Origin of the sequence: Mesonia aquimarina, assembly GCF_003667275.1 — a bacterium.
Lineage (GTDB): Bacteria > Bacteroidota > Bacteroidia > Flavobacteriales > Flavobacteriaceae > Mesonia > Mesonia aquimarina.
This window is the reverse complement of sequence record NZ_RCNV01000001.1, coordinates 280,100-306,809: the sequence shown is the minus strand read 5'-3', so window position 1 is coordinate 306,809 and position 26,710 is coordinate 280,100. Positions and strand designations below refer to the sequence as shown.

The following is a 26,710-nucleotide window of genomic DNA, read 5'->3' as shown; positions in this document are numbered from 1 at the left end:
AAAACTTTTCCGGGTTTACAGATAAGACGATTTTCTTGCCTTAAAGTTACTTAAAAAATGTATTTTGTTTATTTATCTTTGCACTTTCAAACAAAATTATGGCACAAAAACCAACAATACCAAAAGGAACAAGAGATTTTTCTCCTGCAGAAGTTAGTAAACGAAATTACATTATAGATACCATTAAAAAGCAATTTCAACATTTTGGATTTCAACCAATTGAAACGCCAAGTTTTGAAAATTCTAATACGTTGATGGGAAAATATGGAGAAGAAGGCGATCGGTTGATCTTTAAAATATTGAATAGTGGCGATTTTTTGAAAAAGGTGAAAGATGAGTTGTATGAAGAAAAAGATAGTAAGAAAATTACGCCAAAAATTTCAGAAAAAGCGCTTCGTTATGATTTAACGGTTCCCTTTGCGCGTTATGTGGTTCAACATCAAAATGAAATAGAATTTCCTTTTAAACGCTATCAAATTCAGCCGGTTTGGCGAGCAGATAGACCGCAGAAAGGACGTTTTAGAGAGTTCTATCAATGCGATGCAGATGTTGTTGGGAGCAAAAGTTTATGGCAAGAAGTTGAATTTGTACAGCTATATGATGCAGTTTTTTCAGCTTTAAGCTTAAAAGGAGTTACGATAAAAATCAATAACCGAAAAATTTTATCGGGATTTGCCGAAGTAATTGGAGAAAGCGATAAATTAATAGATTTTACAGTAGCTTTAGATAAGTTAGATAAAATAGGAGAGGAAGGCGTTAAAAAAGAAATGCTGGAAAAAGGAATTTCTACGGAAGCGCTTCAAAAAATAGAACCAATTTTTTCATTAAGAGGAGACTTTGCTGAAAAAATCAGCGGATTAAAAGAGATTTTATCAAATTCTGATGAGGGAAAAAAAGGAATAGAAGAATTAGAGTTTATTCAACGAGCCATTAAAGAAATGCCTTTACAAACTGCCAATTTAGATTTAGATGTTACTTTGGCACGTGGGCTAAATTACTACACCGGAGCCATTTTTGAAGTTGCTGCGCCCAGTACCGTTAAACTAGGTTCTATTGGAGGTGGCGGTAGATATGATGATCTTACCGGAATATTCGGATTAAAAAATATGAGTGGTATCGGTATCTCTTTTGGTTTAGATCGAATCTATTTGGTATTAGAAGAATTAGGTTTATTCCCAGATTCTGCTGCGGTAAATACGCAAGTTATTTTTATTAATTTTGGAGAGAAAGAAGCTTTATATGCGATGAAAGCGATAAGAAAATTGCGAGAGAAAAACATTAACGCAGAACTTTATCCTGATGAAGCTAAAATGAAAAAACAAATGAACCACGCAAATAAGCGCGAAATTCCATTTGTAATTTTAGCGGGTAGTAAAGAAATAGAAAGCGAAAAATTCACTTTAAAAAACATGAAGTCTGGAGAACAAAATTCAGTTGATTTTGAAGAGTTAGTTTCCCAAATTTTATAATAATCAACACCTGTTTGAAAAATTCAACTAATTAAATTTTTCAAACAGGTTTTTTTACGAAGTTTATTTGTCGTCATTATAGCTGATCATCCATTGAATACCAAATTTATCAATTAGCATTCCGAAAAGTGGCGCCCAAAATGTTTTTTCTAGGGGCACGGTAACTGTTCCGTCTTGCGCTAATTTAGAAAAAGTAGTTTTAGCTTCTTCAGCGTTATCAACATTAATAGAAATAGAAAAATTATTTCCTTGTTTTAATTTTACACCAAAGGCTTCACTGGTGTCGCTACCCATTAACGTAGTTTCTTTACTGATAGGTAAAGAAATATGCATTATTTTTTCCTTTGCAGAAGCTGGAATTTCGTGTTCAGAAGGCATATCTTTAAATTTACCGACGTAAGGAAATTCTCCTCCAAAAACGGATTTATAAAAATTAAAGGCCTCTTCACAATTTCCTTCAAAAGTTAAATAAGGATTTATAGTCATTTTTTTTAGGTTTAGGTTAATTTATGCCTATTTAAAATTATTTTTTAGTAATAGTTTTTTTATTTTAAAACAACTTTCACTCTAAAGTTTACTTTATCATCTGATCCTACTTCGTTATGATTGATATTTGCCATATATTCTAAGGTTTTGTCATTTAAATATACATAAGTTAATGTATCAATTTTGGCTCCTTCCTCGAAAACAATGATGTTTTTTTCAACATCATAGACGTATTCGTAGGCGTAAAAATTTGGATCTTTCGGTAAACTAACGAATACGGTGCCGTGATCATTAAAACTTAAGCTTAAGCCTTCTAGTTTTAAATTAGCAATATTCTCTAGTTCTTTATTAGTCTTAGGTGGTTCAGTATTTTCTAATACTTGCACAACATATAAATTTCCGTAAGACCAGATTTCATTTTCCACTAATAGTTTTCTTTGTTCTTCTACAAAGGAATAATCATCACTAGAACTGCAAGCTAATGCACTTAAAATAATCAAGCCAAGTAATAATAATTTTTTTCATAAAAAATAGCTAAAATTATTTTTATAAATATAATGAAATAAAAAAAACCACCCTTAAAAAAGAGTGGTTTTGAGTAGCGAGACCGAGATTTGAACTCGGGACCTCCGGGTTATGAATCCGACGCTCTAACCAACTGAGCTACCTCGCCATTTGCGGGTGCAAATATAAAACTATTTTGCAGTTGCGCAAATAAGTTTGTAAAAATAAAATAAGATATTTTTCTTTCTATCTTAGTAAAGAATCTATATATTGCCTTTAACAAATAGCAGTATATATGAGTACGAAAGTTAAATACGAAATGGAGTTCCCTATACAGGCTTCACCATCATTATTATATCAATACATATCTACACCTTCGGGTCTAAGTGAATGGTTTGCAGACAATGTAAACTCTAGAGGAGAAGTCTTTACATTTATTTGGGAAGGCAGCGAAGAACAAGCAAAATTATTAAGTAAAAAAAGTGGAGAACGTATTAAATTACGTTGGTTAGATGATGAAGATGAGCCTTACTTTTTTGAACTTAGAATTCAGGTAGATGAAATTACAAAAGACGTTTCTTTAATGATTACAGATTTTGCTGAAGATGAAGATGAAATTAAAGAAGGCAAAATGCTTTGGGAAAATATGGTAACCGATTTAAAACATGTTTTGGGATCGGCTTAAAAACAAGGAATAATAAGTATATTTGCCCCGATTTTATAATAGTATAATCGGGGTTTTTTTATGATCAATTATAACGGAAAATTACTTTCAGGAAAAGAAGCTTTTTTAACACCAGAAAATAGAGCCTATAATTATGGCGATGGTCTTTTTGAAACCATTCGCGTAATTAACGGAAAGATTATGTTTTGGGAAGATCATTATTTCCGATTAATGGCCTCTATGCGTATTTTGCGTATGGAAATTCCGATGAGTTTTAGTCCAGAATTTTTAGAACAAGAAATTTTAGATCTCATAAATGAAAACAATTTGCAAGATCAGCCGGTACGTGTAAAAATTAATGTTCACAGAAATCCCGGTGGACTTTATTTACCAGAATCTAGAGAGATTAGTTATCTTATTAGGACTACACATTTGGAGAGTCCGTTTTACACTTTAAGTGAGGAAAAGAGTATAGTTGAACTATTTAAAGACCATTATATCATGAGTGGTTTGCTTTCTACAATAAAATCGACTAATAAAATTGTAAACGTTTTAGGTAGTATTTTTGCTGAAGAAAATGATTACGATAATTGTTTATTGCTTAATGAAAAAAAATCGGTAATTGAAGCTTTAAACGGGAACTTATTTTTGGTAAAAGGCAATACCATAAAAACGCCACCACTAGAAGATGGTTGTTTAAACGGAATTATTAGAAAAAAGCTTATTGAAATCTTAAAAAATACAGAGGAATTTACACTAGAAGAAGTATCGATCTCTCCGTTTGTATTACAAAAAGCAGACGAACTTTTTATTACCAATAGTATTGTGGGAATTAAGCCTATTACCAAATACAGAAAAAAAGAATATAGCGCAAATGTAGCAAAAGCGCTTATTGGAAAATTAAATACAAAAGCTCGTTTAGATTAATTGTAACTAGGATTTTCTGGGGCATTAGACCATAATAAATATTCGCCGCCTAATTCTTCCATTTTATCTTTCCAAAGGGTTTGGTAATTACGTTCAATAATTTCTTTTTGATCGTTATTTTCACTAATAATCCAAGCATTGGCAACAAGTTCTTCTTCTAATTGAAGCGCATCCCAACCAGAATAACCAAGAAAAAACTTAATTTCCTTTTCAGAAATTTTATCTTGGTCAATAAGTGTTTTTACGGCTTCAAAATTTCCACCCCAAAAAATTCCGTTGGCAATTTCAATACTATCGGGAATAAGATCTGGTATTTTGTGAATAAAATATAGGTTATCCTGTTCTACCGGGCCACCATTATAAACAGCAAAGTCCTTTTTTATTTCAGGAATAACATCTAAAAGGGTAAAGTCTAAGGCTTTATTCATAATAAAACCAATAGAACCTTCGGCTGTATGGTCTGCTAAGAGTACCACAGATCTATTAAAAGACAAATCGCCAACAATAGACGGTTCGGCAATTAACAACATTCCTTTTTTTGGTTTTAAAGAAATCAAATTGGTTATAGTTTAGATTAAATCTAAAATTTTTTTTAGCAAAAAGCAATTTTTTTAAATAAAATCTATAAAAAACGCCTTTCTATAGAAGAAAGGCGTTTAAATTTAACTAATTAACTTTTAAGAAAAGTTGATTAGTTTACTGCTTTTTGCAAATCAGATCCTGCTTTAAACTTTACTACGTTTTTAGCAGCAATCTTAATTGTTTTTCCGGTTTGTGGGTTTCTACCTTCGCGAGCAGCTCTTTTAGAAACAGACCAAGAACCAAATCCTACTAAAGAAACACGGTCTCCTTTTTTAAGAGAACCTTCAATGTTTTCTAGAAAAGATTCTAATGCTTTTTTAGCAGCTGCTTTAGAGATTCCAGCATCTTCTGCCATTGCGTCGATTAAATTCGTTTTGTTCATAATTTTTGATTTAAACTAATTGTTGGTTAAACATTTATTGAATTGCTCTACAAATTTATACGGATTTCTCTTTCGTGCAAGTGTTAATGGGGTAAATACGGTTAATTGTTAATAACTTAGCTTTATTGTTAATAAAGATTGCTTGTTTTTTTTATTTTTTGTCTATTTCAGCATTTATAAGGGTTTAGCTCATAATTGCATCATCATCAAAAGAAAATCCGTTTAAAAGTGATTTTACATCCATTTTTCTTTTTCCTTGAAGTTGTATTTCTTCAATTGAAATATACCCGTTTTTGACAGCTATTTTTAAGTTTTTATTATCAACTACAATTTTTCCATTTGTTAGGTTATGATTTTCTTCAACAAAGCTTGCTTTGTGAATTTTACAATTGAATGCTGTGTTATTGTTGTTTAAAATTGTCCAAGCAACTGGATACGGACTCAAACCGCGAATATGATTATAAATCACTTTTCCATCAGCTTGCCAATTGATTCGTGTGTTTTCTTTTGTGAGTTTATACGCAGTTTTTAGTTCTTCATTTTCTTCTTGTGTTTTTGTATTGAAGTTATTTTTGGCAATACCACTTAAAGTTTTGCAAACTAATTTAGCGCCAATTTTCATTAATTTATCATGTAATGCACCTGCATTATCTTTTTCATCTATGTCAACTTTTTCTTGATGAATCATTTTTCCGGTATCAATTTTTTCATCAATAAAAAATGTGGATACGCCTGTAGTTTTTTCTCCGTTAATTATTGCCCAATTAATTGGTGCAGCTCCTCGATATTGAGGTAATAGTGATGCGTGTAAATTAAATGTTCCCAATTCTGGAAATTGCCATACTTTTTTGGGTAACATTCTAAATGCCACAACTACTTGTAAATTGGGTGCTAGACGTTTTAAGTCTTCTTGAAATTCATCAGATTTTAAATTAGTGGGTTGTAAAACTTCCAAATTATTTTCTAAGGCATATTTTTTTACAGCAGATTGATTTAATTTTCTACCTCTTCCGGCAGGTTTATCTGGTGCAGTGACCACACCAACAACCTGAAATTTTTCTTCTAAAATTTTATCTAATATATGAACGGCAAATTCTGGTGTCCCCATAAAGAGGATTCGTAATTTTCTCATGATGATAAGGAGTATGTATTATTTGGGCTAACTTTTATTTTTTCTTGATCTAACATTTTACGTAAAACATGAACAATTATTTCATCTGGATAATTCAGTTGATCAATCAAGTTTTTTGTAGTTGCATCATTCTTTTCTAGTATAGCTTTGATTTCTTGGTAAATGTTGTTTAATTCTTTTTTAGAAAATTTCTGTTTCATTTTTTCAGCTAAACAAACAGAACATTTTCCACACTTCTCAGCAATAGTTTCTCCAAAGTAAGCTAGTAATTGCTTGTTTTTGCAAACTTCGTTATTTTCTAAATACTGTAAAACAGCTTTTATTTTTTCCTGTTTGTTTTTAAATTGTTGCTTTATATAAGGTATTAATGGATTGATGGTTATATGGTCTTCTCGCGGAACCAAAAACTGAATACTGGTATCTTGATCTCTTAACTCTAGCGAAATAACTTCTTTTTGATGAAGCTCTTTTAAGAGATGAATAATTTTATCGGTGTTAAGTTGTGTTTTTTTGCTTAACAGAACTAAATTCACTTGAATTTTATGATCAAAAAAACCGCCGTACATTCTTAATAATGTTCTTACCGGAAGCGCATAATGCGGATTTTGATCTAAAAAATAATGTAAATGTTTATCTGAAACTAAGAATTGAACTTCGGTTTGTTTATGGTATTCTTGTGTAAGGTTTAAAATTCCAGCTCGATCTAACAGTTGTAAAACTTGATAGGTTGTAGACGTTGGTAAATTATAGGTGTTGCAAAATGCTAAAAAATTAAAATTGAAACGTTCTTCTTGTCCTTCGCCATAAGCAATTGTAAAATAACTATTGAGTTTTTTATATACATATTTTACATTTTCTGGCGTGGGTAGAATTTTTAAAAATTGATTTTCCAATCTAATTATATCAGCATCATTATACAATAAAAATGCTTTGGCAGCGAGTCCGTCACGTCCGGCTCTTCCTGCTTCTTGAAAATAGCTTTCTAAACTTTCCGGAATTTGATAATGTACAATTGTGCGCACATTTGCTTTGTCAATTCCCATTCCAAAAGCTGTGGTGGCAACCATTATTGGATAGCTGTTATTTAACCAATTTTGTAAATGCTTTTTTTTCTCTTTACTTGTTAATCCACCGTGATAAGCTTCTGCTTCTATTTGATTTTGTTGTAATACACGTTTTAAATCTGTAGTGGCTTTTCGACTGCGGACGTAAATAATTCCGCTACCTTTATTTTTCTTTAAAAATCGTATTAACGCATATTGCTTATCTTCTTTTTTATAAGTAAAAAACTGGAGGTTCTTTCGCTGAAAACTATGCTTGATTATCTCTGCATTTTCTAAGCTTAATTTGTCTTGAATATCTGCAACCACTTTTTTTGTTGCCGTAGCGGTTAAGGCAATAGTTTTAGCTTCCGGTGCTAATTCTTTTAAAAGTTTAATGTTATGGTAAGCCGGTCTAAAATCGTGACCCCATTCAGAAATACAATGCGCTTCATCTATGGCAATATGGCTTACATTCATCTGTAAAATACGCTGTTGTACAATTTCTTGTTGAAGTCGCTCTGGCGATAGATATAAAAATTTATAATTTCCGTAAATGCAGTTATCTAAAAGTTGGTCAAGTTCTTGAAAGTTAATTTTTCCGCCTAACATTAAAGCTTTAATTCCCTTTTTTTGAAGCGCTTCTACTTGATCTTGCATTAAAGCGATTAATGGAGAAATAACGATACAAATTCCGGGTTTTAAAAGCGTAGGAAGTTGAAAACAAATAGATTTACCGCCACCGGTTGGTAAAAGTGCAATTACATCTTTGTTGTTTTCTAAAGTATTTATAACCGCCTCTTGAGCAGGTTTAAATGATGAAAACCCCCAATATTTTTCTAGTATTTTTTTATGGCTTTCCATCAGTTCATGTTTAAAAAATTTAAAATAAATTCAACTCTTTTTTCAACGCTAGCTTTTGGAACTTCAACTAGAATATAACCCAAATTTTTATAGGTTGTTATAAGTTGTTGCTGAATTAATTTTGCTTCAGCTAAGGATTCGTAACGTTCTTGATCTTTAGTATAAATTTCTTCCCACAACGGAAATATAAAAACAATATCATAGCTGTAATTTTTATTTGCCTCAATAAAAGTAGTAGGGTAGGGCGTATTTGTAAAATCTAAATATGCGCTAATATCAGGAATTCCCCGATCTAAGAACACAATTTTTTCTGCTGCATTCTCTGCCTCTTTATGTTGATTAATTCTTCCTGCTAATAATTTTTTACTGAATAAAAGTGGTTGTTCTAAAAATAGCTGATCTATTCCTTCTTTTCTCGCCTGAAGTGTAACTTCTCTAGAAATTTCATGAAAACAAACAAAACCTATTTGTTCTAGTTTTGCCATAACTGAACTTTTACCCGTGCCGGGTCCGCCAATTAAAAGTACTTTTTGTGTTTTCACAAGTCTTTTTAGATTACGAATGTACGGCAATTTAAAAAAATGATTGAATAACAGTATATTTGCGTTTAAAAAAGAAGATATTTTTATGAGTCAGAAAAAAAATCCGGAAGAATTTTATAAAAAATTAAAAGAACAGTTAGCTGATACTTCCTTGTGGCCAAGCGAATATTTATACAAATTTATTATTCCTACAGATAAGGATAAAATTGTAAAACTAGAAGGACTTTTTGATAATATGGGAGCGGTTATAAAAACTAAAGCTTCTTCTAAAGGTAATTATACCAGTGTTTCGGTAAATGTAAAAATGAAAAATCCAGATGCGGTAGTTCAAAAATACATTGAAGTAGGCGAAAAAATTGATGGTGTAATTTCGTTATAATTGTTACTTTATATGAAATTAAAAGTTATAATTATATTCCTTTTAATTGTTTCGATATTATCCTGTAAATCGCAAGATAGAGGAGAAGTTAAATTGATGGAGTGCTTTTATGAGCATCTGGACGATAATGGTGTTAGAATGAGGCAAAACATGCTAGACTTTCAGCAGTTACTTATTAATGAAGGAATTCTTCGTGATGCTTCAGGTAAAAGTTATCGATCTATTTTTGAGAGTTTAGCAACTAAGAATAACTCAAGTTTTCAAAGTCCTTCAGAATTTTTTATTTCTTATGGTAAAGAAAAAAACACACCACTTATTTTTACTATGAAGACCTGTAATATGGCTGTACTTGAAAATAAGAATAATGATCTCAAAAAAATTGTAGAGTTAAATAATCAAGTAGCGACTTTACAAAAGGGAGGTGATTTAAACACTTCACAGCTTTCAAATGCTATCTTAGAAGTTTTAAATGAAGAAGATTTTGAATTAGATTATTATAAATTTAAAACCTTTTTATTATTAGATTTATTAAAATCTGAACAAAGTTTTAATAAAGAGTTACCCAAGTCTAAATTAAATTCATCAAATACATTTCAACTTTCAATTAAAAAAGATAACACTATTTTAGTTGATGAAGTACCAACTGAATTAGGTAATTTGAAAACTCTATTAATAAGTTATTTTAAAAGTCAAAAATCAAATTCAGTTGTTGTACTAAAAACATCAAAAGAATCTAAGTATAAAAATTATATTGAGGTTTATAATGAGATTAATAGTTCTTTAAATGCTGTGAGAGATATTTTTTCAAAAAAGAAATTTAATAGAGTTTATCAAAGTTTAGCTGATGAAGAAAAAGAATTTGTTGATAAAGAATATGCAATAAAAATAGTAAATGAGAATATTTAATTTTCTAAAATGGAACTAAAAAACCTACAGCTAAACCCGGAAAATTTTACTAACAAAAAGTTGGTAAATAGTTCCGTTCAATTTAAAAAAATTATTGTTGAGTTGAATAAAAAAGATTTAACTGAGGAAACTAATCTTATTATAAATGATTCTATTGATAAGTTAAATGCAACGTTGACTTCAATTTCAGAAAAAAAAGCATTAACTCAATTAAAAAAAGAGCAGAGAAAAATTCTTCATTTTGTAGAGAAAAAGCATAAAATTGTGGCGAAAAAGCATTATAAAGAGAAGTATCTATTTCTATGTATGGCTGCTCTTAGTGTTCCGTTGGCATTTGTTTTTTGGGAATTTTTACATGATATGGTTCTTTTAGCCGTATTTTTAACAATCACTCTACCTATTTGTACAGGGATTTTAATTGGCACAAAAATGGATCAAAAAGCAGCAGAAGATGAAAGGCAACTTGATGTAGAATTAAGCTAGATTAAAAACTGTAAATTTTAATCTAAAATTAACGCGACTTTTTTAGCTGATTTAAATAAAATTAAAAATTATTTAGTACTTTGCGCAAAGCGAATGCTACTACTTCAAGTTAAGTAAAATATTACCTTATTAAATTTCAATTTTGATATACGATTTAGAATACAATTCAGAGCGGAGTAAATTAATTATTCCTGAATACGGCAGACATATCCAAAAAATGGTAGAACATGCGGTAAGCATAGAAGATGAAAAAGAACGCAATAAAGTTGCAAAATCTATCATCGCCGTTATGGGCAATCTAAATCCACATTTAAGAGATGTCCCAGATTTTCAACATAAATTATGGGATCAACTTTTCATTATTAGTGATTTTAAACTTGATGTAGAATCACCTTTTCCAAAACCCTCTAAAGAAAAATTGCAGGAGCCACCTGCATCCTTAGAATATCCGCAAAACCATCCTAAATATCGTTTTTACGGTAACAATATAAAACGGATGATAGATGAAGCGATTAGTTGGGAAGATGGTGATTTAAAGGAAGCTTTAGTTTTTACTATAGCTAACCATATGAAAAAATGCTATTTAAATTGGAATAGAGATTCTGTAGATGATAAAGTGATTTTTGATCATTTATTTGAATTAAGTGATGGAAAAATAAATCTGAAAAGAAAAGATGAAGATTTAACAGAAGCTTCAGATTTAGTAAAAAATAATACCCCTAAAAGACATCACAAGTCTAACAAACCGAAAAAAGGAAACCGCAATCGCGGTAGAAAACGCTATTAAAAAAGCTACCCCATGGCTACATTTCAAATTGAAGGCGGACAACAACTAAAAGGGGAAATACAACCTCAAGGCGCCAAAAATGAAGCATTGCAAATTTTATGTGCAGTGCTACTTACTTCAGAAAAAGTACAAATAGATAACATTCCTGATATTAGAGATGTCAATAAACTTATTGAAATCTTGAAAAATTTAGGAGTAAAAATTGATAAACTTAGCCACGGGAGTTACACATTTCAGAGTGACGATCTAAATTTAGAATATTTAGAAAGTCAATTATTCAAAGAAGAGGGAAGTAGCTTACGCGGGTCTATTATGATCGTAGGTCCGTTATTAGGAAGATTTGGTAAAGGTTATATTCCACGTCCTGGAGGAGATAAGATTGGAAGACGCCGTTTAGATACACACTTTGAAGGTTTTATAAAACTTGGAGCAAAATTTAGATATAATAAGGAAGAGCGTTTTTATGGCGTAGAAGCACCAAACGGGCTTAAAGGAACTTATATGCTTTTAGAAGAAGCATCTGTTACCGGAACTGCCAATATTATTATGGCTGCTGTTCAAGCCGAAGGAAAAACAACAATTTACAATGCTGCTTGTGAACCTTACATCCAGCAATTATGTAAAATGTTGGTTTCTATGGGAGCAAAAATAGATGGAATCGGTTCTAATCTCTTACATATTGAAGGAGTAAAAGAGTTTCATGGTTGTACACATCGTATTTTACCGGACATGATAGAAATCGGTTCTTGGATAGGACTTGCAGCAATGACTAAAAGTGAGATTACAATTAAAAATGTCAGTTGGAATCATTTAGGAATCATTCCATTAACTTTTAGAAAACTCGGAATTACTGTAGAACAAAAGGGAGATGATATTTATATACCTGCTCATAAAAATGGTTATGAAGTGCAAAGCTTTATAGACGGTTCTATTATGAATATTAGTGATGCTCCTTGGCCAGGTTTTACACCAGATTTATTAAGTATAATGCTCGTTGTTGGTACACAAGCCAGAGGTAGTGTTTTAATTCATCAAAAAATGTTTGAAAGCCGATTATTTTTCGTCGATAAATTAATTGATATGGGCGCAAAAATTATTTTATGCGATCCGCACCGCGCTACAATCATTGGTCATGATTTTAAATCTACTCTAAAAGCTACTACAATGACAAGTCCTGACATTCGTGCGGGAATATCTTTATTAATTGCGGCATTATCGGCTAAGGGAACTTCTACCATTCATAATATAGAGCAAATAGACAGAGGGTACGAAAATATTGACGGTCGCTTACGGGCTATTGGGGCTAAAATTACGCGAGTCTAATTTTTTTACTCTTTTGGATAGCGATAATGTCCTATAATTTTATAAGCAAAAAGAACATCGGCAAGTACTTGTCCGCTACCAATATTGTGGACAATTAAGTTTCTTTTTTGATCAGTAGATTTTTTATGGACTACCATGCCTATGTGTGTTAAGCCATTTCCTAAACTCCAAGCAACAACATCCCCTGGCAAGTAATCTTTTGCATTTTTTGTAATGGGAAGCTCAGCTTGTTGACGTTTAAAGAATGTCATTAAATTTGGTACTCTGCGATGATCTATATTTTTATCGGTAGAGTGAAGTCCCCAATTATTTGGATAAGCAGAAAAATTAGCCTTCATATCCTCATGAACTTCTTTTTGAAGATCAATCCCTATTTTTCGGTAAGCTCTAATAATTACATCGGTACAAACACCTTTGTCCGATGGGACATCACCATTTGGATAAGCAATAGAAAAATAACTAGGATCGTAAGTTACATTTTGAGAGGTTAATTCAATAGCCGCTTTAGAAAGCTTTTTATGCTGAACTGATTGTGAAAATGTACACAACCAACTCAGCATAAATATTATAAAAACTATTTTTTTCAAGATAAAATATATTAACTCTCGGCTTTTTCTTTCTCCTTTTTGTCTTTATACCCAAATAAATTCTGCTCTTTAATCATTTTTGCAGTATCTTCAGGTAACGCCTCTTCCCAGCCAGACTTCCCTTCAGAAATCATTTGTAAAATTTCTCTAGAGAAAAAGTTTAAAATAGATTTATCGTAATCTTTTATATCTACAACTTTCCCATTATATTTAAAGAATTTGTACAATTCTTTCATTCTTGGGTGAACCTTTAAATTATCGCTATCAGTAATTTCTCCGGTTTTTCGGTCTTTAAAAGGGTAGAGGTAAACTTTTAAATCTTTAAAGAAAAGCTTGCCAAAAGCTTCTAAGATTCCACCACTTAAATGGCGGTAATATTTTTCATCAAAAATATCAATCAAATTATTGACCCCCATGGCTAATCCCATGCGTTGTTTGGTATAGTTTGAAAAATATTCTACAACCTTATAATATTCCTGAAAGTTAGAAATCATAACAGTTTGACCTTGGGCACACAATAATTTAGCGCGATCCATAAAGTCTTTTTCATTGATTTCTCCTTCAGAACGAAGATTAGAGAGTGTAATTTCAAAAATGCAAATGGTATTTTTTTCTTCAACTCTATTTTCGTTCAAAAATAGTTTCATTGAATTTTTATAAATATCCATATTTACCTTGGTTACGGGTCTAAAACTACCACGCAAGGCTAGTACATTTTTTTTGTATAAAACTTTTGCCGGTAAAACATTGTTACCATCTGGTGCAAACATTACGGCTTCAGTCATCCCGTTTTTTACCAATTGAAGGCTCATCAACCGGTTGTCTACTTCTTCAAACTGTGGACCGGAAAAGTTTATGGTATCAATCTCTATTTGATCTTTATCGATATGATCATATAGATAACGAAGTAAATTTTTTGGGTTATCAAATTTGTAATAAGCTCCGTAAATTAAGTTAACCCCCAAAATACCTAAGGTATTTTGCTGTAGTCGGGCGTCATTTTCGTGAAAACGAACGTGCAGAATAATGTCATTGTATTCTTCACCGGGTTTAACTTGATAACGAATACCAACCCAACCGTGGCCTTTATATTTTTTCGTAAAATCTATGGTAGCTACTGTATTGGCGTAACTGAAAAATAATTTATTAGGGTGTTTTTTTCGATCAATACGCTCTTCAATTAAACGCATCTCGTGCGATAGCATTTTTTTTAATCGAGCTTCGGTAACATATCTTTTGTCAGATTCTACCCCATAAATTGCATCACTAAAGTCTTTATCGTAAGCACTCATTGTTTTAGCAATCGTACCTGAAGCGCCTCCGGCTCTAAAAAAATTTCTTACCGTTTCTTGCCCAGCACCAATTTCTGAAAAAGTACCGTAAATATTTTCATTCAAATTAATGCGAAGGGCTTTACTTTTTATAGAAGGAACATTTTCAAATTCCTTGTCACCCATAATGGTTATTGGCATAATTTTATCGAAATTTATTCGTCAAACTTGTTTCTATCAAAGGTAATGATTTAGCTAGCTATACAAAAAAATATAACTACTTTTGTGACAAATTTAAAAGGTGAAAGTTACATTTTTAGGAACAGGAACATCACAAGGAATTCCAATTATTGGAAGTACACATCCCGTTTGTTTAAGTAAAAATCCTAAGGATAAACGTTTACGGGTTTCTGTACTTTTAGAGTGGGATAATTATAAAGTTGTAATAGATTGTGGACCAGACTTCAGGCAGCAAATGTTGGCTAATGAAGTAGATAGGTTAGACGGAATTTTATTTACGCATGAACATAACGATCATATTATTGGTTTAGATGATGTAAGACCGTTCTATTTTAGACAAGGAGATATTTCAATTTACGCCCATCCTCGGGTTATTAAAGCGCTAAAAAAGCGTTTTGATTACGTTTTTGAAATTGAAAATAAATATCCGGGAGCTCCAAATTTATCGGTAAATGAAATTTCAGATGAGCCTTTTTATCTTCACGGAAAAACAGTTACGCCAATAAACGTAATGCATAACGCGTTACAAGTATTTGGTTTTAGAATAGATAATTTTGCTTACATCACCGATGCGAAAACTGTTCCTGCTGAAGAAGTTGAAAAATTGAAAGGAGTACAAACTTTAGTTGTAAATGCTTTACGAATTAAGCCGCACCATTCACATTTTAACTTAGAAGAAGCCTTAGAATTTATAGAAAAAATCAAGCCTAAGAAAGCCTATTTAACTCATATTAGCCATTTGTTAGGTTTTCATGACGAAGTAGAAGAGCAACTTCCTGAGAATGTTCATTTAGCTTACGATAATTTAAAATTGAATTTATAATGAAGAGTAAAATTTTTATGTACCTTTTTTTATTTGCGGTGCTTTATATCATTTTTCAATACGCAAATGTTCAAAAAACTTTTGAAGTTCAGCAGGAAGAAATCACCTCACTACAAGCTGAAGTAGATACAATAACTTTTCAACGCGATTCCTTACAAACAGCATTAGATTTATCTACAAATGATGGTTTTTCGCTAGTTGATAATGATAAAGCTAGAGCATATTTTGAAGATCTAGGTTACGAAATTTCATATATAGAGAAAAAAGTAGAGAGCGATATTATTTCAAAAAATAAAATAGATACTGATAATGAGCTAATTCCTTATAGTGGAATGTCAGGGAAATTTCGTGTAAACCGCATTAAAATTTTAAATCATAAATGGGTTTTGGCAGAATTTACCGATAGCGAATATTGGGGAGAAGCACTAATCAGTTATTTTATTGATGAGGAGGGTAAAATTTTCTTTGAAACTAAAGATGCTTTCATTTACCCTAATTATTAAGCAACCAATTTTTAAATTCCATAAAATTTTGAGGATTTACTCCGTGGCCTATAGGAAATTCGCTATAGGTGTTTTTAATGTTTAATTCATCTAAAAAAGGTTTATTTTTTCTCGCCCATTCTACAGGAATTACCTGATCTTGAGAACCGTGAGAAGCATAAATTTTTAAATCATCAAAATTATTATTTTGGTAGCCTTCTTTATAAATAGACTTTTGAATGTATCCGCTTAGTGCAATTACGCGTTTTATTTTTTCTGGATAAGAAAGGGCAACAGCATAACTTAAAATTGCACCTTGACTAAAGCCTAGTAAAGTTACATCATTTTCATCAGCATAATAACTTTCAATTACTTCATCTATAAATTTTACAATTAACTCTCGAGAGGCAACGGCTTGCTCATCATTTGTAAATTTATCTCCGCTGGCATTAAAATTAATTTCGTACCATGCATTGCCGTAAGGCATCATTTGCATTGGAGCTTTAGCTGAAACAACTAAGTATTTATCTGGCAGTTCTGAGGCAAAGGAAAATAAATCGTTTTCATCACTTCCGTAACCGTGTAATAAAATTATGACCGGTGCTTTTTCTGAAGAATTAGCAGGTTTGAGTTTATGTGTTAATGAAAGTTCTTTTATAACCATTATGCGAGTTTATTAAACCAAGTTTGAAAATATTTACCAATTACAGGTACTAAATTTTTCTTGCCTTGCATGGCGCCTAAAAAGCCGTAAAGCCAAAGCGTGAAAAAGAAAATCCAAAAAGATACCGATATAATTAAACTATTAAAACCGGTAACAATTGGTGCTAGAAGAAAAAATAATAAATGAATACCAATAGCTTGACGAGTATGAAAACTTGCAAAACTATTTTTAGTATCCATATTCATAAAAACAGCAACAATTGCTCCAACAGCAGTGATATAAGCAACTGTAGCGACAGATTTTCCTTCTTTTGTATAATTTGTTTCTTGATTCATCATTATCAAGCAAGTGTTAATTTGTTATTTGCAAAACTACCTAAAACTTTTCCTTTTAGTGAATGTTCTAAAAAGATACTATTTTTTGAGGTCGAAAAAATATCGGCTTTAGAGAATGTATATTTTTCTTCCGGAATGAAGAAACTAAGATTAGCTTTTTTTCCTTCTTCAAAAGCAGGTTCGTCTAAACCAAATCTAGTTCTTCCTTTGCTTAGTAGTTCTACAGATTTTTCTAAACCGAGTATTTTTTGTAAAGATCCAAAAGCAGATTCTAATCCTATTGTTCCAAACTCAGCGTGTTCAAATTCTACTTTTTTCTGTTCAATATCTATGGGCATATGATCTGTGGTAACAAAATCTATATCGCCATTTTTTACAGCTTTTACCAAAGCTTTTTTGTCTTTGTTAGTACGTAGCGGTGGTAAAACTTTATATTTTGTATCAAAATCTTTCAATACTTCTTCAGAAAAGAATAACTGGTGTATTGCAACGCTGCAAGTAACATCAAGTCCTTTTTTCTTTGCATCCTTTATTAATTGAATTGATTTTTCTGAGGAGATTTGCGGAATATGTAATTTTCCGCCGGTATATTCTAATAAAAATAAATCTCGTGCAATTTGTAATTCTTCAGCAAGCGCGGGAATCCCATTTAATCCTAATAAGGTACTTTGTTCCCCTTCGTTTACTAAACCATTTCTGGCAATAGCGTTTTCTTGAGGAAATGATTGTATTAAGCCATTAAATCCTTGTGCGTATTGCAATGCGATTTTTAACAAATTAGGATTCTGAATTGGCTTCTTATAATCGCCAAAACTTATGGCACCGGCTTGTTGCATATCATAAAGTTCGGCAAGATCTTTTCCTTTGCTTCCTTTTGTTAATGCACCAATTGGATGAATATTTACTCCAAATTTTTTATCGAAATTTTTAATGAAAGAAATTGAAGCATTGGTATCTATAACCGGGGCCGTATTGGGGTTTAAACCAATTGCTGTAAAACCACTTTTTGCAGCAGTTTGTAAGCCGTTGGCTAAAGTTTCGCGCTCTTCAAAACCAGGCTCACCAAAACTTACGCAACTGTCAAACCAGCCCAGCGAAAGATGTAAATTTTTGTGCTCAATTATTTTATCTGCATCAGAAGAAATTTTTGAATCAATTTTTACAACCTTCCCATTTTCTATAAGTACATCAACCACTTTATTGTGATATTGATGATTTGGAATAATAACTGTAGCCGATTTTATACAAATTTTCATGCCGAAATTTATTTAAGAAATTTTAATAGCAAAACTTCAATTGCTAAAAAGAGTAGTGCAAAAATAACAAACCATTTCCAAAGTTGGTTAATTTCATTGGCACTTCTGCTTTCAGAAAAATAGGTGCTAATGGTATTACTAAGCTCAATATTTTTTATGGTCGATAAATCAGCAAAATTAAGATCGCTTTCATTTCTGTTATAATTAAAACTGATTTGCTGAATAGAATCTGTTTTATTTACAATCGTAAATTGTCCGGCTTTATCTGGTAGTTCGTTTGTAGTTATTTGAACCTTGCTATTAAATTTTTGCTGACGCGGAATAAAATCTTGTGTTTTATTTGAAATGTGTAAAACTTGATCATTACCCAATTCTACCGGAACATCAAAAGTATTGGTTTGCCCCATCGAAAAATAAAGTTGCGGCAATTGCAAACTCTGTTGCGCAATGTTATAAAATGTTGGTGCAATTAAAGGCGAGTTTTTGAAATTAGAGTTTTCTGAATTTAAAGAAGCAGAAAAAACATATACGTGATTTTTTTCGGCTAAAAATGCTTGAGAATTACTATAATTTAAAACAGAATTTCCGGTAGTTTGTAATTGAAACGATTTTTTTACACTTGGATATTCAAAATTATTTACCCGTTTATTGAAAACGTTTTTATACAAGGGATGCGAAAAATTTATACCTGTAATTTTTAAATCACTAGAAATTTCTGAAGAAAAACTTCCGAAACCAATGCTTTTTAGTACATTATTATAGCTTGATATATTTGCATTTTCTGAAGGAACAATAGCAATTACGCTCCCGTTTTGTTGTGTTTTAGAAAGAATATTCCCTAATCCGTTTGGTATTTTTTCTAAGCCGCTGAGTAAAATAAAATCAGCATTTTCTACTTTACTGAAATCTATATTTTTTTCTGAAAAAAGTTGAAGATTAAATTTAAGTTGATCTTTAAAAATTTTACTAATAAAGTTATTATCACCTTCGGCAATAGCGGCAACCGTTATCTTCTTTGGCTTCTCTAAGCTAAAGAAAAATGTATTATCATAATATAGATTATCATCTTCAACCGTGATTTTTGCATCAACAAATTCTTCTTGAGGTAGACTAAAAATTACTTCTGTTTCTTTATTTTCAGAAAATGCAACGCTACTTTTTGCAAGTAATTTTTTTGTAGCTGTGTTAATTAACGAAACCGGAAAAGTTTGCTCATTTTTTTTATTTGCCTTTAGAACCACGCTTAATTCTATTTTATCTAAATTTTGTTCAATAATATAAACGCTGTCAATACTAATGTTAAGGTTCTCCTCAGCCTGAGTAGGAATTAAATTTACTTGGTAATCTGAATCAATTTCAGGAAAATCAGTTATGTTTTTTTGCTGAAAATCAGATACTGCAATTAGATTTTTTTGCGTGTTACTTTTTTTAGAAAAATGTTGTTGTGCTTTTAAATATACTTCAGAAAAACTCAACTCTTCTTTGCTGTATTCTATTTGTAAAAGCTGATTTTTAATAGCAGTTAAAGTAGTATTTTTATATGTTTTATTATTCGTAAAAAGTGTAAACTCTTTGTTTTTAGGAAGGTTTTTTAATAATTCTTGCACGTTTTGCTTTAACAATTCTCCTTGCGTATTTTTTTGTTGCATGCTAAAAGAATTGTCAAGATAAATTAAATTCTCTTTTTCTTGCAACGCACTTGTGGTACTTGGTAAAAAAGGTTGAGCAAAAGCTAAAATTATGGCTGCCAATGCACATAAACGCGATAAAAGAATTAACCATTTTTTTAGTTGAGAACTTTTTCTGGTTTGCAATTTTACGCGCTTTAAAAACTTGACGTTGGTAAAGGCTTGTTCTTTAAATTTTCTAAGCTGAAATAAATGAACAAGAATGGGAATGATAAGTAATAATAAGGCGTAAAGTAATTCGGGGTGTTTAAATTGCATTCCTTTTGTTCTAGGTTTTTCAAATATAGAAAATGAAAAGGAAAGTTGTTGAAAAACCTACTAAATTAAGCAGTTTTTTTATTCAGATTTTTTTTAACCGAAAAAGTAAAGCGTGTATTTTTTCCTAATTCTGAGTTTACTGAAATTTCTCCGCCAAGATTAGTCACCAGTTTTTTCACAGTAGAAAGACCAATTCCATTTCCTTTATTGCCGTGACGATCTGTTGTAGCTACGGTAGAAAATAGCGAAAAAATATCTTCAATTTTATGCTCTTCAATTCCTATTCCGTTATCACAAATAGTAAAATAATAGAATTCTTCATTTTCTGAACAGCTAAAATTAATGATCATTTTTTCTTTGTCATTATATTTTAAACTATTGCCAATAAGGTTAAGCAGAATTTGTTCTAAGGCAATTTTATTACAGGTTATTTTTTGGTCTTCTTCAGGAAAATTGATTTCGCAATCTTCTTCTATATTGAATAAATCTATTATTTCTTCTAAAAAATGATGAATGTAAAATGTCTCTTCTTTGTGATCGCTGGTAAGTTTATCGGTTTCGTAATGTGTTAAAATACTAGAAATATAATCACTTAATTTAAAAGAGCTTTCTTTTAAATAGCTTAAATATTTTGCGCCTTCTTCACCTAATTCACTGGCGTAACGTTTGCGTAAAACATCTGTAGTTATAATCATATTTGCCAATGGCATTTTCATATCGTGAGAAACTACACCGGCAAAATCTTTTAATAATTCATTTTGATCTTTTAAGCTTTGCTGAATTTTTTTTAGATATAAATTTTGCTCTCTAATTTCAAAAAGCTTTTCAATTTGTTCAGCGAGTGTTTTTAACGCATTTTTTTGGTCATCAGAAAGTTTATTTTCTTTGTGATCTATAACGCAAAGTGTACCCATTGCGTGACCAAATTTATCTGTTAATGGTACGCCACAATAATAGATTACCGGTGTTTCAGGATGTTTTAATAATGGGTTGTCTATAAAACGCTCGTCTAAATTGGCATTGGGAATTTCGGTTATTTCTGAAGGTTTATTTATGGCATGAGCACAAAAAGAAATCTCGCGATCAGATTCACAAAGATCAGTACCAAATTTGGCTTTAAACCACTGCTTTTCTTTATCAACCAAAGTAATTAATGCAATTGGTGTTTTGCAAATGTAAGCCGCTAATTGTGTTAAACTATTATATTCTTTTTCTGGTGGAGTGTTTAAAATATCTAGCTTATACAGGGCTTCTATGCGCTTTTCTTCATTAAGCGGTATTTGTGGTTTTTGCATTCTATACCCGTTAATTCTCTATTGAGAAAGTTTATACATCAAATATAATTAATTTAAGATAATTTTAACTTATGTTAGTTAAAAATTCTGAATTAAAATTTCTCAAAAACCCCTAAGCCAAATAAAGCAAAATCATATTTCACCGGATCGGTTTTATCTAATTTTCGTAGATTTTTGTCTAATTCTGCAACTGCTTTTGCATCATTTTGTTTTCGTTGGAGCAAGTTTAGTTTTCGAGCTACATTTCCGCTATGTACATCTAATGGGCAAGATAGGGCAGAAGGGGAGATTTTTTTCCATAAACCAAAATCTATATTTTGAGAATCATTTCTAACCATCCAACGCAAGAACATATTAATGCGTTTTGCTGCAGAATTTTTCAAAGGATCGCTTACATGCTTTGTTGATCTTTGTAAGTGTGGAAGTTCAAAAAAGATCTTTTTAAACTGATGAATTGCTTCTTGCGTATTTTTATCGGAAGAATAATCGGTAAAAATTTTTTCTAAGCCTTGATAATTTATGTAAACATTTTTTAATGCTGCTATAAAATATGCTAAATCAGTTGCATTAAAAGTACGATGTACAAAACCTTCAAAACGCGTTAAATCCTTTTCTTGATGGTTAATGATAAAATCGTGAGGAGAATTATCCATCAATTCCATCATTCTCTTAGCATTTCTTAAGATACTTTTTCTATTTCCCCATGCAATTGTAGCAGTTAAAAAACCTGATATTTCTACATCTTCTTTTTGTTGAAATAAATGCGGAATCTGAATTGGGTCAGTTTCTATAAATTTTGGTTGATTATATTCAGCAACTTTATGATCTAAAAACTCCTTTAATTCCGCTTTATTCATATAATTTTTAATCTACAATTGCACCATCAACCATTGTTAACTTTCTATCAGCCATATCTGCCAATTCTTTGTTATGAGTAACAATTATAAAGGTTTGACCAAATTCTTCGCGTAGCCTAAAAAATAGTTGATGTAAATTTTCGGCAGATTCAGAGTCTAAATTTCCAGAAGGTTCGTCGGCTAAAATAACTTCCGGGTTATTTATTAAAGATCTAGCTACAGCCACACGTTGTTGTTCACCACCACTTAATTCTGATGGTTTATGATTTTTTCGATCCTTTAGCCCTAAAAAATCTAGCAATTCTAAGGCTCTTTTTTCAGCTTCAGCTTTAGAGGTTTTATTTATATACGCCGGTATGCAAATATTTTCTAAGGCTGTAAATTCTGGTAAAAGTTGATGAAATTGAAATATAAAACCAATATGATTATTTCTAAATTTAGCTAATTCTTTTTTAGATAAATTGTAAATATCAACTTCATTAATAATTAGTTTTCCGTTCTTTTGTGAAGGAAAATCTAAGGTTCCTAATATTTGTAAAAGTGTTGTTTTTCCTGCACCAGAGGCACCAACTATAGAAACAATTTCACTTTTTTTAATGTTTAGAGAAACATCATTTAAAACGTGTAAATCGTCGTAATATTTATGAATATGTTTTGCGTGAATCATAGCTAAAAGTTCAAATATACTAGAAATTTTATCGATTCTATCTAAAAAACGAAAAAGCATTTTAATCTACTCAAGACCTAAGTAAACGTTAAACTTTGGTAAAGCAACTTATAACTTTTTAAATTAGTTAAAAATTGAATTTATGATTGAAGAAAATTGGAAAACAGCCACATTTGCTAATGGATGTTTTTGGTGTACAGAAGCAGTTTTTCAGCGCTTAGAAGGTGTAAAGAATGTTATTTCGGGTTTTACGGGTGGAAAAATAAAAAACCCACCATACCGAGAAGTAGTACAAGGCAGAACGGGTCATGCAGAAGGTATACAGCTTCAATATAATGAAAAGGTAATTAGTTATCATGAGTTACTTTTGGTATTTTTTACAACACACGATCCTACTACGCTAAATCGACAGCAAAATGATGTGGGTACGCAATATAGAAGTGCTATTTTTTATCATTCTGAAGTACAAAAAAAGACAGCTCGAATTGTCGTAGACCAATTAAATGAAGAAATATTTGAAGGAAAAATTGTAACCGAAATCACCGAAGCCTCGCCCTTTTATGAAGCAGAAGAGGCACATCAAAACTTTTATAACAATCATACAGAACAACCGTATTGCCAGATAATTATAGATCCTAAATTAAAAAAAATACAATCGCTTTTTGCTGATAAGTTGAAAAAAAGTGCTTAATAAAACTTTAAAAATTAGGCATCTTTTTTGTTTAAACAATATAAAGTAATTTGATGAAAAACCACAAAACAAAGCATTTTTTAAAAGGACTCTTATTTGATGGTATTGGAATGTTAAGCATGGTAATTCCTGTAGTTGGTCCTTTTTTAGATATTATTTGGGCACCATTTGCAGCGCATCAAATGCAAAAAATGTATCCGGATAAAAGTGGTAAAATTGCCTCTATAATTTTATTTATAGAAGAAATTTTACCAGTAACTGATGTGGTGCCAAGTTTTACGTTAATGTGGTTGTACACATATATTTTGAGAGGTGATAAATTATCTGAAAAGGAAATTAATGTCTGATAAAACTTTAAGCCTTATTCTTCGTCATCATTTTCGGTTCTTTCCGGGAGGTCTACAATAGGTTCAGATAATTCACTCTCTTCATAATCATCTTCATCAAAGCGCAACATAGTATTTTCTAGACGTGTACTAACTTTTACAAGATAAATGCATTCTTCGGTTTTAACTTCAACCGCTTCAATGGTTTCATTTTTTGCATTTTTAAAAGTAATGATATGGTCGTCATCATATCCGTCGGGATATTTATTGACGAGTAAACTTAAAATTTCCGGAGTTAATTTTTTATAATCTACAATTACTCTTTTCATAACTAATTTTGCTAAAATTTAAATCTCTTTTAATAGCAATAATAATAAAGAATGATAAAAAACTCTTGAAAAAATATATTTTTATTCAGTTAAGAATTTTGCATGTGTAATTGTTGCAACACTATCACAATTTTTTATGTGGACTTGATATTTGGGTTCATTTTGAGAATTAATTAGATAAACATTACAACTATCTTTATCGGTAATACTTTCTCCAAAATCAATTTCACCTTCTTGTAAAAGTTCTTTGAGTTGTGTAGAATCAATTTTATGTTGATTAAAAAATAAACTTACGGAAGTATTTTTTTCAATTTTTTTAGTTCTAATATCCTTTAATACACGGGCATTAGGAAGGTAATCAAAAGTGGTGTTTTTTTCTTGCAAAAAGAAAATGACAATCACAATGCCAATGGCTAAGCCAATGCCATAGTAAAATAATCGGTTTGCTAATTTCATGTTTAGAAAATTAATAGATTGATATCTCTATATGATAAATTAAACCAATCTGCGACAGATTTATTGGTTAAAACTCCGTGGTAAAAATACAATCCATTTCGTAAACCACGATCAAATCTCAATGTATTTTCTAAACCTCCTTCTTCACCAATATGTAAAATATAGGGCGTAAAAATATTACTTATTGATAGCGAGGAAGTTCTGGGATATCTAGAAGGAATATTAGGAACTCCATAGTGAACAATTCCATGTTTTGTTATAGTGGGTTTGTCATGACTTGTAATTTCTGTAGTTTCTATACACCCGCCCATATCTATACTTACATCAATAATTACCGCACCTTTTTTCATAACTTCAACCATGTTTTCTGTTACAATAATGGGCGATCTGTCTTTTCCTCTTACAGCGCCAATAACAACATCTGCTCTTTTAAGAGATTTCAGTAAAGTCTTAGGCTGTAGAGTAGAAGTATAGAGAGCTCTTCCTAAGTTTTTTTGAATATTCCGAAGTTTAGTAAGCGAATTGTCAAAAAACTTAATATTTGCGCCAAGACCTAAAGCAGATCTACCAGCAAATTCTCCAACAGTTCCTGCACCAATAACCACAACCTCTAAGGGTGGAACCCCACTAATGTTGCCAAACATGAGTCCACTACCTTGTGGACTTGCTAATAATTCTGATGCGATTAAAACAGATGCTGTACCTGCGATTTCACTCAGTGCTCGAACAGCAGGGTAGGTGCCATCATCATCTTTAATAAACTCAAAAGCTAAGGCTGTGATTCTTTTTTTTGCTAGAGTTTGAAAATAACTTTTACATTGAGTTTTTAATTGAAGAGCTGAAATGAGAATTGTTTGCGGATTCATCATTTCTAATTCCTTTTCAGAAGGAGGCTCAACTTTTAAAATTATCGGACAAGCAAAAACTTTATTAGTATTATTTGTTATTTCAGCACCCGCTTCACTATAGTCATTATCTGAAAAACTAGCATCTTTACCCGCATTACTTTCAATGAGAACACGATGGCCGTGAGCCGTAATGGCTGCAACAGCATCGGGAGTTAAGCAAACCCTTTTTTCTTGATACGAAGTTTCTTTAGGAAGTCCAATGAATAATTCTCCCTTTCTTTTTTCTATTTCAAGTTTTTCTTCTTGCGGAAGTAATTCTGCATGACTAAATGGTGTAATTGGATTGCTCATGAATCAAATAAATTGAAGAATTACACTACAAGTACGATAAAATTAAAATGAGATACAAAAAATTACCTAAATAAATCTTTTATTTGAGTAAATAATGATTTTTTGGCTTGAAGTTCTTCTTCAAATTGATCCAGGCTATTATCGTGCATTTGAGAAAATAGCTTAGCTCTTACTAAATATACAAGTGGAATTATGATTGCCATTACAGGAATTAAATACCAAATTTCTAAAACATCAAAATATCTTAGATCATCATTAATTGTACTGATAAATTGAAAAAGATACATTCCTATCGGAATCAAAATCACGTGATACCACCAATGTTTACAAGTGAAAAACCATATCGATAAAAGGAGTAAAGGAATAACTTTACCTAATATCGTCCAAGCCATTATGTATATTTTAGAATAATAGCCTGTTTTATAGGTAAATAAAAAAGTTTCCCAGGTATCTGTTTCTGGGAAACTTTTATAAGAATAAAATATGTAAGGTGTTGCAGCAATTAATACCGCAATAAGACTACCCGTTAGTAGGGACGATGATTTCCCCTTTGTCGATGAAAGTCGTTGTGTTCGTCGTTTCTCCATCTTGGATGTTGTCTTCCGTTGTGTGTTCATCTATACTTTGTGGGCTACAAGAAGTTAATAAAAGTCCAGCAATTGCAATAACGAATGTAAAATTTTTTAAGTTCATAACTAACAGTTTTTGTGATTAATTGTTGATACAAACCTAATAAGAAATTTGTTAACTCCGTTAACTTTCTTTGCCGTATATTTGCAATGTTTTTTAAGTTTAAGTTACTGTATGTCAGTTATT

32 protein-coding genes and 1 tRNA gene are annotated in these 26,710 nt (G+C 31.2%); 12 read left to right on the top strand and 21 right to left on the bottom strand.

Annotated elements, in window-relative coordinates:
* The first annotated feature begins 98 nt into the window (after positions 1–98).
* A complete protein-coding gene (gene hisS / locus D9R05_RS01530) occupies positions 99–1,469 on the top strand; it encodes a histidine--tRNA ligase (RefSeq protein ID WP_121665454.1) in 1,371 nt (456 codons plus the stop codon).
* Positions 1,470–1,532: 63 nt separating this feature from the next.
* On the opposite strand, the gene D9R05_RS01525 is transcribed toward hisS, so the two are convergent.
* The 3 genes from D9R05_RS01525 to D9R05_RS01515 all read right to left on the bottom strand — a co-directional run bounded on the left by D9R05_RS01525 (position 1,533) and on the right by D9R05_RS01515 (position 2,628).
* Positions 1,533–1,955 (bottom strand): VOC family protein, encoded by a 423-nt coding sequence (locus D9R05_RS01525; protein WP_121665453.1) that lies wholly within the window; start codon positions 1,953–1,955, stop codon positions 1,533–1,535.
* A gap of 59 nt (positions 1,956–2,014) precedes the next feature.
* Positions 2,015–2,455 carry a hypothetical protein gene (locus tag D9R05_RS01520; RefSeq protein ID WP_121665452.1) on the bottom strand — a complete coding sequence of 147 codons (441 nt, stop codon included), beginning with the start codon at positions 2,453–2,455 and terminating at the stop codon, positions 2,015–2,017.
* A 99-nt stretch (positions 2,456–2,554) separates the two neighbouring features.
* Positions 2,555–2,628 (bottom strand) — tRNA-Met (locus D9R05_RS01515).
* A gap of 126 nt (positions 2,629–2,754) precedes the next feature.
* On the opposite strand from D9R05_RS01515, the gene D9R05_RS01510 reads away from it, so the two are divergent.
* Positions 2,755–3,144 (top strand): START-like domain-containing protein, encoded by a 390-nt coding sequence (locus D9R05_RS01510; protein WP_121665451.1) that lies wholly within the window; start codon positions 2,755–2,757, stop codon positions 3,142–3,144.
* A 60-nt stretch (positions 3,145–3,204) separates the two neighbouring features.
* A complete protein-coding gene (locus D9R05_RS01505; RefSeq protein ID WP_121665450.1) occupies positions 3,205–4,050 on the top strand; it encodes an aminotransferase class IV in 846 nt (281 codons plus the stop codon).
* On the opposite strand, the gene D9R05_RS01500 is transcribed toward D9R05_RS01505, so the two are convergent.
* The 5 genes from D9R05_RS01500 to D9R05_RS01480 all read right to left on the bottom strand — a co-directional run bounded on the left by D9R05_RS01500 (position 4,047) and on the right by D9R05_RS01480 (position 8,592).
* Positions 4,047–4,607, bottom strand: a complete 561-nt coding sequence (locus D9R05_RS01500) for a YqgE/AlgH family protein (RefSeq protein ID WP_121665449.1) — start codon at positions 4,605–4,607, stop codon at positions 4,047–4,049. The two genes, D9R05_RS01505 and D9R05_RS01500, sit on opposite strands and share 4 nt — an antisense overlap.
* A gap of 134 nt (positions 4,608–4,741) precedes the next feature.
* The gene (locus tag D9R05_RS01495; RefSeq protein ID WP_027884093.1) at positions 4,742–5,014 is read right to left on the bottom strand and encodes an HU family DNA-binding protein; all 273 of its coding nucleotides are present in this window, start codon (positions 5,012–5,014) and stop codon (positions 4,742–4,744) included.
* Between the two features lie 184 nt (positions 5,015–5,198).
* Complete coding sequence (gene fmt / locus D9R05_RS01490) at positions 5,199–6,146, bottom strand: methionyl-tRNA formyltransferase (RefSeq protein ID WP_121665448.1); 948 nt, start codon at positions 6,144–6,146, stop codon at positions 5,199–5,201.
* Entirely contained in the window at positions 6,143–8,050 is a 1,908-nt protein-coding gene (locus D9R05_RS01485; protein ID WP_121665447.1) for a RecQ family ATP-dependent DNA helicase, read from the bottom strand. Before D9R05_RS01485 ends, fmt begins: the two co-directional genes overlap by 4 nt.
* Positions 8,050–8,592, bottom strand: coding sequence for an AAA family ATPase (locus tag D9R05_RS01480; protein WP_121665446.1), 543 nt, complete (start codon positions 8,590–8,592; stop codon positions 8,050–8,052). The genes D9R05_RS01485 and D9R05_RS01480 overlap by 1 nt, the downstream gene beginning before the upstream one ends.
* A gap of 85 nt (positions 8,593–8,677) precedes the next feature.
* Between D9R05_RS01480 and D9R05_RS01475 the strand changes: the two genes are divergently transcribed.
* The 5 genes from D9R05_RS01475 to murA all read left to right on the top strand — a co-directional run bounded on the left by D9R05_RS01475 (position 8,678) and on the right by murA (position 12,470).
* On the top strand, positions 8,678–8,971 hold the full coding sequence (locus D9R05_RS01475; RefSeq protein WP_121665814.1) for a YbeD family protein: 294 nt from the start codon (positions 8,678–8,680) through the stop codon (positions 8,969–8,971).
* A 12-nt stretch (positions 8,972–8,983) separates the two neighbouring features.
* On the top strand, positions 8,984–9,877 hold the full coding sequence (locus D9R05_RS01470) for an ExbD/TolR family protein (protein ID WP_162984870.1): 894 nt from the start codon (positions 8,984–8,986) through the stop codon (positions 9,875–9,877).
* 9 nt (positions 9,878–9,886) lie between these two features.
* A complete protein-coding gene (locus D9R05_RS01465) occupies positions 9,887–10,360 on the top strand; it encodes a hypothetical protein (protein ID WP_121665444.1) in 474 nt (157 codons plus the stop codon).
* 142 nt (positions 10,361–10,502) lie between these two features.
* Complete coding sequence (locus D9R05_RS01460; protein WP_121665443.1) at positions 10,503–11,147, top strand: DUF4290 domain-containing protein; 645 nt, start codon at positions 10,503–10,505, stop codon at positions 11,145–11,147.
* Between the two features lie 12 nt (positions 11,148–11,159).
* Entirely contained in the window at positions 11,160–12,470 is a 1,311-nt protein-coding gene (gene murA, locus D9R05_RS01455; protein ID WP_121665442.1) for a UDP-N-acetylglucosamine 1-carboxyvinyltransferase, read from the top strand.
* A 5-nt stretch (positions 12,471–12,475) separates the two neighbouring features.
* On the opposite strand, the gene D9R05_RS01450 is transcribed toward murA, so the two are convergent.
* Positions 12,476–13,030 carry a DUF1287 domain-containing protein gene (locus D9R05_RS01450; RefSeq protein ID WP_121665441.1) on the bottom strand — a complete coding sequence of 185 codons (555 nt, stop codon included), beginning with the start codon at positions 13,028–13,030 and terminating at the stop codon, positions 12,476–12,478.
* 38 nt (positions 13,031–13,068) lie between these two features.
* Positions 13,069–14,529, bottom strand: coding sequence for a TonB-dependent receptor (locus D9R05_RS01445; RefSeq protein ID WP_121665440.1), 1,461 nt, complete (start codon positions 14,527–14,529; stop codon positions 13,069–13,071).
* A gap of 100 nt (positions 14,530–14,629) precedes the next feature.
* Between D9R05_RS01445 and D9R05_RS01440 the strand changes: the two genes are divergently transcribed.
* Both D9R05_RS01440 and D9R05_RS01435 read left to right on the top strand, forming a co-directional pair.
* Positions 14,630–15,391, top strand: coding sequence for an MBL fold metallo-hydrolase (locus tag D9R05_RS01440; RefSeq protein WP_121665439.1), 762 nt, complete (start codon positions 14,630–14,632; stop codon positions 15,389–15,391).
* Complete coding sequence (locus D9R05_RS01435; protein WP_121665438.1) at positions 15,391–15,894, top strand: hypothetical protein; 504 nt, start codon at positions 15,391–15,393, stop codon at positions 15,892–15,894. The genes D9R05_RS01440 and D9R05_RS01435 overlap by 1 nt, the downstream gene beginning before the upstream one ends.
* Here the strand turns inward: D9R05_RS01435 and D9R05_RS01430 are convergent.
* The 7 genes from D9R05_RS01430 to D9R05_RS01400 form a co-directional block, all read right to left on the bottom strand.
* Complete coding sequence (locus tag D9R05_RS01430; RefSeq protein WP_121665437.1) at positions 15,884–16,537, bottom strand: alpha/beta hydrolase; 654 nt, start codon at positions 16,535–16,537, stop codon at positions 15,884–15,886. The genes D9R05_RS01435 and D9R05_RS01430 overlap by 11 nt on opposite strands.
* The gene (locus D9R05_RS01425; RefSeq protein ID WP_240462887.1) at positions 16,537–16,875 is read right to left on the bottom strand and encodes a hypothetical protein; all 339 of its coding nucleotides are present in this window, start codon (positions 16,873–16,875) and stop codon (positions 16,537–16,539) included. Before D9R05_RS01425 ends, D9R05_RS01430 begins: the two co-directional genes overlap by 1 nt.
* A gap of 2 nt (positions 16,876–16,877) precedes the next feature.
* Complete coding sequence (locus D9R05_RS01420) at positions 16,878–18,128, bottom strand: dihydroorotase (RefSeq protein WP_121665436.1); 1,251 nt, start codon at positions 18,126–18,128, stop codon at positions 16,878–16,880.
* An 8-nt stretch (positions 18,129–18,136) separates the two neighbouring features.
* Positions 18,137–20,074 carry a BatA domain-containing protein gene (locus D9R05_RS01415; protein WP_121665435.1) on the bottom strand — a complete coding sequence of 646 codons (1,938 nt, stop codon included), beginning with the start codon at positions 20,072–20,074 and terminating at the stop codon, positions 18,137–18,139.
* 65 nt (positions 20,075–20,139) lie between these two features.
* Complete coding sequence (locus D9R05_RS01410; RefSeq protein WP_121665434.1) at positions 20,140–21,369, bottom strand: sensor histidine kinase; 1,230 nt, start codon at positions 21,367–21,369, stop codon at positions 20,140–20,142.
* Positions 21,370–21,461: 92 nt separating this feature from the next.
* Complete coding sequence (locus D9R05_RS01405; RefSeq protein ID WP_121665433.1) at positions 21,462–22,226, bottom strand: TIGR02757 family protein; 765 nt, start codon at positions 22,224–22,226, stop codon at positions 21,462–21,464.
* 7 nt (positions 22,227–22,233) lie between these two features.
* Positions 22,234–22,893, bottom strand: a complete 660-nt coding sequence (locus tag D9R05_RS01400; protein ID WP_121665812.1) for an ABC transporter ATP-binding protein — start codon at positions 22,891–22,893, stop codon at positions 22,234–22,236.
* Positions 22,894–23,035: 142 nt separating this feature from the next.
* Here D9R05_RS01400 and msrA point away from each other — a divergent pair, with 142 nt between their 5' ends.
* Both msrA and D9R05_RS01390 read left to right on the top strand, forming a co-directional pair.
* Positions 23,036–23,584 carry a peptide-methionine (S)-S-oxide reductase MsrA gene (msrA, locus tag D9R05_RS01395; protein WP_121665432.1) on the top strand — a complete coding sequence of 183 codons (549 nt, stop codon included), beginning with the start codon at positions 23,036–23,038 and terminating at the stop codon, positions 23,582–23,584.
* A gap of 53 nt (positions 23,585–23,637) precedes the next feature.
* On the top strand, positions 23,638–23,931 hold the full coding sequence (locus D9R05_RS01390; protein WP_121665431.1) for a hypothetical protein: 294 nt from the start codon (positions 23,638–23,640) through the stop codon (positions 23,929–23,931).
* A 14-nt stretch (positions 23,932–23,945) separates the two neighbouring features.
* Here the strand turns inward: D9R05_RS01390 and D9R05_RS01385 are convergent, their stop codons facing one another.
* The 4 genes from D9R05_RS01385 to D9R05_RS01370 form a co-directional block, all read right to left on the bottom strand.
* The gene (locus D9R05_RS01385; RefSeq protein WP_121665430.1) at positions 23,946–24,239 is read right to left on the bottom strand and encodes a hypothetical protein; all 294 of its coding nucleotides are present in this window, start codon (positions 24,237–24,239) and stop codon (positions 23,946–23,948) included.
* 81 nt (positions 24,240–24,320) lie between these two features.
* Positions 24,321–24,695 (bottom strand): hypothetical protein, encoded by a 375-nt coding sequence (locus D9R05_RS01380; protein WP_121665429.1) that lies wholly within the window; start codon positions 24,693–24,695, stop codon positions 24,321–24,323.
* 2 nt (positions 24,696–24,697) lie between these two features.
* The gene (locus D9R05_RS01375) at positions 24,698–25,894 is read right to left on the bottom strand and encodes an alanine dehydrogenase (protein ID WP_121665428.1); all 1,197 of its coding nucleotides are present in this window, start codon (positions 25,892–25,894) and stop codon (positions 24,698–24,700) included.
* Between the two features lie 62 nt (positions 25,895–25,956).
* Positions 25,957–26,481 (bottom strand): hypothetical protein, encoded by a 525-nt coding sequence (locus D9R05_RS01370; protein WP_121665427.1) that lies wholly within the window; start codon positions 26,479–26,481, stop codon positions 25,957–25,959.
* Between the last annotated feature and the right edge of the window lie 229 nt (positions 26,482–26,710).